This window comes from Pseudoalteromonas sp. S1608, from assembly GCF_005887265.1.
In the GTDB taxonomy this organism is placed as follows: domain Bacteria; phylum Pseudomonadota; class Gammaproteobacteria; order Enterobacterales; family Alteromonadaceae; genus Pseudoalteromonas; species Pseudoalteromonas undina.
In genome coordinates, this window is sequence record NZ_PNDK01000009.1 from 38,599 (window position 1) to 45,726 (window position 7,128).

Here is a 7,128-nt window from a genome sequence, read left to right on the forward strand (position 1 = left end):
GTTTGAACAAATATCAATCCGCAAAGTTCAACAGACCCTTGGCTTTATAGGCGCTCAATAATAATCGAGCGCCTATGTATTTATTCAATTTAATTCAAAAATAGCCTGCCATATCGACGTGACATTTTTAATATCTTCACTAAAATCTTCACGTTTTACGCAGCGACCCTGCTGATCTAAGCTCAACACATGATAGCGTGAGCGATAATCTATATAGGCTTTAATAAGTTGCTGTTTTTGTGTGTCTGTAATGCAACCAATTTTAGCTGCGTCCGTTAAAATTCTGACATTGTCAGAATTGTCGCATAAATGGGTAAATTCATGAGCGTACTTTAATACTAAATATTGGGTGATAAACTCAATATCGGTCATCGCCCCCACGTCTTGTTTTAAATCAAACTGCTGCTCGTTACCTTTAGCTAAATGACCACGCATTTTTTCGCGCATTTTAATCACGTCGGTTTTTAACAGCTCAACATCACGTTTTTGACACAATATCTCGGCGCGAATTTGTGCAAAACGCGTTACTAATTCAGTTTGGCCTAAAATCAGCCTCGCTCTGACTAAAGCTTGATGCTCCCACGTCCATGCTTGAGTTTGTTGGTAATGATTAAAACTCTCTAAGTTAATCGCTAATAACCCTGACGCCCCCTCTGGGCGAAGTCGAGTATCTAATTCATATAAAATACCTGAGGCAGTACGGGTATTAAATAAATGCATTAAACGCTGTGCTAGCTTTAAATAAAATTGCCTTGAGTCAATTGCCTTGTCGCCGCTGGTATAGCTGGTACCGTCATGGTTATGCACAAAAACTAAATCGAGATCAGAGTCATAACCCACCTCAAAACCACCGGTTTTTCCATACGCAATAACGGCAAAGCCTTTATGTTCATCGTCGGTATTAGGTGGCATGCCAAAACGTTTAATACAATGATACCAAGCAATATTAACAGCCTGAACAACTATCGCTTCTGCAAGTGCAGTTAAGTGATCGCTTACTTTCATAACATCAATAACGCCAGTGGCATCTGCGGCAGCAATCCGTAACTGATGGGTTTGTTTAAACTGACGCAATGCTTCCATTTGTTGTTCAAGATCGTCATGTTCAATACGTAAAAAATACTGTCTTATTTCATCTTTGTACGCTGTTAATGGGGTCGGTTTATACAGCACTGCAGGGTCGATAAGTTCATCGAGTAGAATGGGATACAATGAAATATGCTCTCCAATCCACTTGCTATGGCAACAGAGCAAAACTAACTGCTTTAACGTTCCTGGATTTTCATACAACAGCTCTAAATAAGCGGTGCGCGAAATAATTTTATTTAGTATTTGGCATACCGTTGTAAACGCACTGGCAGTAGCATTAAAGTCGTTTAATTGTTTTAGTAATGCAGGCATTAATTTATCAAGAATATCGCGTCCACGGTTGCCCACTTTGGCTTTAGATAGGCGCTGTTTGAAGTCATGTAATGGTGTTTGCCACTCTTCTCTTGGTTCATTCAAAAAGCTAACATCACCATGATCCCAAGTACTTATAAACGCGCCTTCACAAGTATCAAGTGGTTCAGTTTCTTCACCAATTACCTGAATAAACTCATTATGAATTTGCGCCATGACCTGTTCTATTTTTTCAATAGCTGAGTCAAAATTACCTTGCTTCAACAATACATTCAGCCGTTGCTGATTTAGCTCATCATCAGGCAGAGTTTGTGTTTGCTGATCATCAAAAATTTGTAGGTATTGCTCTACCCTACGTAAATAAAGGTAGTTATTTTTAAGCCCTCTGGCTTCATGCTCATCAATCACTTGACTAACTGTTAACTGCTCTAATGCAGTTAATAAAGATTGTGTTTGTAAATTTGCTTCTCTGCCGCCTCTGACCATTTGCAATGCTTGAACAATAAATTCAACTTCGCGAATGCCGCCACCACCTAATTTAATGTTATTAGTTAAGCGCTTACGACGCACTTCTTGGGCAATCATGAGTTTCATTTTTCTAAGCGATTCAATCACCGAAAAATCAATGTAGCGACGATAAACAAAAGGTCTCAGCAAAGTATTAAATTCCTGCCAATAACGACTAGGCGTGCCAATTAATCGCCCCTTTAACATCGCGTAGCGCTCCCAATCACGCCCTTGCTCTTGGTAATAGTCTTCAATGGCATTAAAGCTCATCACCAACGGACCACTTTCACCAAATGGGCGCAAACGCATATCAACCCGAAATACTTGGCCATCCACGGTGCATTGGTTCAGGGCTGTAATTAACTTTTGGGCCACTTTAGTATAAAAAACAGATGCTTCGAGCGAGCGACGACCACCTTGGGTTTTAACGTTGCGGGGGTATGCAAAAATAAGGTCGATATCAGATGAGTAATTGAGTTCCTGCCCACCTAACTTCCCCATTCCCAATACCATTAATGGTAAAGCGTTTTTATCTTCATCTAATGGTTCACCATTAGTTTTAGCAACATTATTGTAGGCCCATTGATTAGCACTATCTATCAGTTTATTGGCAAGTTCACTAATGTATTTAATGCTATCCGCAATTGAGTTTTCACAACATAAGTCTAAAAAAGCGACTTTTAGCCAGTACTTTTCACGATATTGGCGCAGTAATTGATGACACTGCTGCTCTTCTACTTCATTTATGTTAAATGTTGCAAAGGGATCTGAAATTTCTCTATTATTAATTTCAACTTCGCATAGCAACCAAGACAACAGCGAAGGTTGAGAACTTAAACTACGCCAAGCAAAATCACTTAACGCTAATAAACGCACTATTTGCTGCTGGATTTGTTGTTCGGGATACAGCGCTGCAAAACGCGTTTCACCCAGTTTTTGTAATTCAATAGGAAGCTGCGTGTCGTTACTCATCAATACCCTCTTTTATCTCACCAATAACCATACTAGAATGGTTAAAAACCTATCAAGGTAAATCTATTTAGGAACACCATGTCATACTTGTCATTATCTAACACTAGTTTAGTTGCGATTGCTATTAGTTTTGTGGTTATTTGTATTATTATCATCAGTTTAAGAATTATTACTCAAATAAAAGCAAAACAAGCACTTAAAGAAGAATTAGCGCAACATGATAACTTTGCAATGGGAATTAGTTTTGCTTCTGAAATATCAGTCGTGATCGCCACGATGGCATTTTTGTTCGATGAAATTAGTATTAGCACCGCTCAATCAAATCCGCTGAAAGTCATTTTATTAATTGTGCTATTATTTTCGTTTATAAAAATGGGGCATTTAATCCACCGTAAATGGATTTTACGCCGCTTTAATGAAGAAGCAGCTATATTAAAACAAAACGTTTGTGCTGCGTTGGTTGATTCAGGCATGCTGATTGCCAACTGCATTTTAGTATTGGGTTTATATACGTGGACACACACTCAAGGCTTTAGTAATTTATTAATAGCCTCGGTAAGCTTTTTTGTTTTACAAGGCATGTTTGCCCTAGACAGTAAAATACGCGAAAACCGCTTTGCTAAAGCCAACCAAGGGGCCTCGTTGCAAAGTAACTTTGGTTTAGAAAACACCTCCATTGGTATTCGCTATGCGGGTAAATCAATAGGCTTAGCTCTTGCTGCGTATGCTGGTTTATCGAGTGCGGCGTTTCAAAACGGTAAAATGGTAGAGAACTTATTTACTTTGGTAATGCATTGCGGTGTGATGTGGCTGTTACTATACTGTTTAACGTATATTATAAAAATTATTTCAATGCCAAATATAGATACCGCACTTGAAGTCGATCATCAGGATAATATTGGCATTGCCTGTATTGAATTTGCTGTATTTTGTGCTATTGGTTATTTATTAATAAGTATGTTTTCAATTTAGTACCAAACTCATTAAATTTAGCCGTTGCTTAACGTCCCTATTTAATTGTTTGGTAAATTAACAGGGACTTTAGGCATATGGCAATTAAAACAGGAAGTTATCTATTAATCGATATAGATAACGAGTTCAGCCGAGCATTTGTAAAACATTACATAAATACTAATGATGCTGCTAAAAAGGACATCATAATAGCCGGTGCAAACACGCAAAAGCTGGTTAAAATGATGTTTGATGAACTCGTTAAAGATTATTGCTATTGCGATATTGAGAACGAAATCAGTATTTCAGAACTGGCCAGCTACCTTCACGAACACCACAATGTTCAAGGCGTATTATTCAACCAAACAGATTATTTGCTCGCTGATGATACACAGCGATTTATTTATAATTCATTACATGAAAAACGCTATATTATTAGTCAAACCAATCATGGCTATGACATTAACCCCATAAATGAAGAGTGCCATTCAAATCATTTGTCCTGTGATACCGATATAGCCCAAACCGCACAAGAACTAACAGAGCTTGCAGTCCCTGAATATGAAAAATAAATAATTGCACCCAAGCCTTTGCTTACTTACCATAGAGGGATATAACTTCTATGTAAAAAAGTGATTTGCCATGCGAGTGCCTCATATTTATCAATCATCACCAATTGCCCTTAATACTCCTTTAAACCTAGACGATGATGCTGCAGGGCACATAGGCCGTGTGTTGCGCATGAAAGTAGGCGAGCAGGTTTCTATTTTTAATGGTGAAGGCGGAGAGTTTCTAAGTGAAATTATTGAGGTGAGTAAAAAGAGCGTGGTTGTTATGCCGCTTGAATTTAATCCTCATGACGTTGAATCACCATTAAAAATTCATTTAGGCCAGTGCGTATCCCGTGGTGACAAAATGGATTTTACCATTCAAAAGTCTGTTGAATTAGGGATCACTGAAATCACCCCTATTTTTAGCCAGCGCTGCGGCGTAAAACTAAGTGGCGACCGCTTAGAAAAAAAACACCAGCAATGGCAAAAAATAGCCATTGCCGCAGCAGAGCAATCTGGGCGCAACTTTGTGCCAAAAGTACACTCACCTGTTGATTTAAAAATCTGGCTTGAACAGCAAACAGCTGCCATTAAATTAACTTTGCATCCTCGCGCCGAACACAGTATTAAAACCATTACCGTTCCCGATGACGGCGTGCGCTTTTTAGTAGGGCCTGAGGGTGGATTTACCGACGATGAAATAGCACAAACAAAGCAACAAGAATTTGTAGATATTCGCTTAGGCCCGCGGGTACTTCGCACAGAAACAGCAGCGTTAACCGTTTTAAGCGCACTGCAATTACAATTTGGCGATTTAGCTAATTGAAATAACTAAAAGCACCCACATATCAAGATTACAGTTGTAAAAAACACATAAATTAAGGCACAGCGCATGGCAATTAAGTTAGGTATTATTTCAGATCCTATTAGTGGATTTAATATTAAAAAAGACACCGGTTTTGCAATGATGATGCAAGCGCAAACCCGTGGCTACGAAATTTACTACATGGAAATGGATGATTTATCGCTGCGTCAAGGCAATGCCTACGCTACTGCAGCCAAAGCACAGGTTTTTGATAACGCAGAAAAGTGGTACCAACTTGAAGAAAAAACCACCATTGCACTGGCTGACTTAGACGTTATTTTAATGCGTAAAGATCCGCCTTTTGATACTGAATATATTTACGCAACCTATATTTTAGAACGTGCTGAGCAATCGGGTACTTTAGTTATTAATAAGCCACAGAGCTTGCGTGACGCCAATGAAAAACTATTTACCGCTTGGTTTAGTGAGCATACACCTGATACGTTAGTTACGCGCAGCCAAAAGCAAATCCGTGAATTTTTAGCCGAGCACAAAGATATTATTTTAAAACCACTGGATGGTATGGGTGGTGCTTCTATTTTTAGAGTAAAAGCAGATGATGCCAATATTGGCGTAATATGCGAAACCTTAACTGAGCATGGCAGTCGCTTTGCGATGGCGCAAAATTACATTGAAGAGATCACTCAAGGTGACAAGCGCGTATTGGTTGTTGATGGTGAAGTTATTCCTTATTGTTTAGCGCGTATCCCACAAAACGGCGAAACGCGCGGTAACTTAGCCGCCGGCGGACGTGGTGAAGCACGCCCAATTAGTGAGTCAGATCTTAAAATTGCTCAAGCAGTTGCCCCTACATTGAAAGAAAAAGGCTTAATATTTGTTGGCTTAGATATCATTGGCGATAAGTTAACTGAAATTAACGTAACAGCCCCAACCTGTGTTAAAGAGATTGAGGCCGCTTACGAGATTTCTATTACCGGTATTTTATTTGATGCGATAGAGAGAAAGCTTAGTAAATAATATTAAAGCCATAACAAAATTTAAGCAGTGGCGCTTCTATAGTCACCGCTTAAAGTTGAATAAATTTTTAGTGTTAAAACATGGGACTATGCCATACTCAAGATTCAATAACTAAAAGGGTAAAAATTATGCAGTCATTAGAAAATCATTTTTTAATCGCAATGCCATCAATGCAAGACCCTTTTTTTAAACGTGCGGTCACTTATATTTGTGAACACAATGAAGAAGGCGCTATGGGACTTGTTATCAATCAGCCGATTGATGTTACCGTAGGTGAGCTACTCGACAAAATTGATATTGATAACGATAAGTCGCAACATGCCGCGCAAGTGACAGTGTATGCTGGCGGGCCGGTAAAAACGGATCGTGGCTTTGTGCTACATTCACCAAAACCTGGGTACTCGGCAAGCCAAAAATTGAGCAGTGATATTATGATCACTACCTCAAAAGATGTATTAGCCACATTAACTACCGCTCAAGCACCCGAGCAATTTATAATTACCTTAGGTTACTCAGGTTGGGAGCAAGGCCAGTTAGAACAAGAGCTACTTGATAATAGCTGGCTGATTATAAAAGCCGACCCCAAAATAATTTTTGATACCCCAGTGGAAAAGCGCTGGGAAATGGCAGTCTCTATGCTTGGTTTTGATGTTAGCCAATTAAGCCCCGAAGCTGGACATGCTTAGGGTCTGTTGACCTTTGCGGATTAAAATTTGTTCAAGCTAGGGGCGATTTAATCGCGGCGCGAAGTTTGTAACCTAGTGGGCTAAGTAAAAACCGAGCAACAAAGAGTAAATCGCCCCTAGGCAGAACCCTTCGGGCAGCGCCTGTTTGGCATTGATGCTGCGTTATCGCCTATTTATGGGGAATAACCACACCACATAGGCTCTGCCTTGCCTATAT

Annotated in this window: 6 protein-coding genes; 5 read left to right on the top strand and 1 reads right to left on the bottom strand. The window is 39.5% G+C overall.

Annotation, left to right across the window (positions count from 1 at the left end; translation table 11 throughout):
- Positions 1 to 84 precede the first annotated feature (84 nt).
- The gene (gene glnE, locus CWB75_RS04595) at positions 85 to 2,880 is read right to left on the bottom strand and encodes a bifunctional [glutamate--ammonia ligase]-adenylyl-L-tyrosine phosphorylase/[glutamate--ammonia-ligase] adenylyltransferase (protein WP_138570011.1); all 2,796 of its coding nucleotides are present in this window, start codon (positions 2,878 to 2,880) and stop codon (positions 85 to 87) included.
- Positions 2,881 to 2,958: 78 nt separating this feature from the next.
- On the opposite strand from glnE, the gene CWB75_RS04600 reads away from it, so the two are divergent.
- From CWB75_RS04600 to CWB75_RS04620, 5 genes are all read left to right on the top strand, one after another.
- On the top strand, positions 2,959 to 3,852 hold the full coding sequence (locus CWB75_RS04600) for a DUF350 domain-containing protein (protein WP_010391581.1): 894 nt from the start codon (positions 2,959 to 2,961) through the stop codon (positions 3,850 to 3,852).
- Between the two features lie 77 nt (positions 3,853 to 3,929).
- Positions 3,930 to 4,403: a hypothetical protein gene (locus CWB75_RS04605; RefSeq protein WP_010391582.1), complete on the top strand. Its 474-nt coding sequence runs from the start codon at positions 3,930 to 3,932 to the stop codon at positions 4,401 to 4,403.
- Between the two features lie 70 nt (positions 4,404 to 4,473).
- The gene (gene rsmE, locus CWB75_RS04610; RefSeq protein ID WP_138570012.1) at positions 4,474 to 5,208 is read left to right on the top strand and encodes a 16S rRNA (uracil(1498)-N(3))-methyltransferase; all 735 of its coding nucleotides are present in this window, start codon (positions 4,474 to 4,476) and stop codon (positions 5,206 to 5,208) included.
- 66 nt (positions 5,209 to 5,274) lie between these two features.
- On the top strand, positions 5,275 to 6,225 hold the full coding sequence (gene gshB, locus CWB75_RS04615; RefSeq protein WP_138570013.1) for a glutathione synthase: 951 nt from the start codon (positions 5,275 to 5,277) through the stop codon (positions 6,223 to 6,225).
- 128 nt (positions 6,226 to 6,353) lie between these two features.
- Entirely contained in the window at positions 6,354 to 6,911 is a 558-nt protein-coding gene (locus tag CWB75_RS04620; protein ID WP_010391585.1) for a YqgE/AlgH family protein, read from the top strand.
- The last annotated feature ends 217 nt before the right edge of the window (positions 6,912 to 7,128 follow it).

Excerpts from the sequence above, each read along its gene's own strand:
- glnE (WP_138570011.1), bottom strand. The coding sequence starts at position 2,880 with ATGAGTAACGACACGCAGCTTCCTATTGAATTACAAAAACTGGGTGAA.
- CWB75_RS04600 (WP_010391581.1), top strand. The coding sequence starts at position 2,959 with ATGTCATACTTGTCATTATCTAACACTAGTTTAGTTGCGATTGCTATT.
- CWB75_RS04605 (WP_010391582.1), top strand. The coding sequence starts at position 3,930 with ATGGCAATTAAAACAGGAAGTTATCTATTAATCGATATAGATAACGAG.
- rsmE (WP_138570012.1), top strand. The coding sequence starts at position 4,474 with ATGCGAGTGCCTCATATTTATCAATCATCACCAATTGCCCTTAATACT.
- gshB (WP_138570013.1), top strand. The coding sequence starts at position 5,275 with ATGGCAATTAAGTTAGGTATTATTTCAGATCCTATTAGTGGATTTAAT.
- CWB75_RS04620 (WP_010391585.1), top strand. The coding sequence starts at position 6,354 with ATGCAGTCATTAGAAAATCATTTTTTAATCGCAATGCCATCAATGCAA.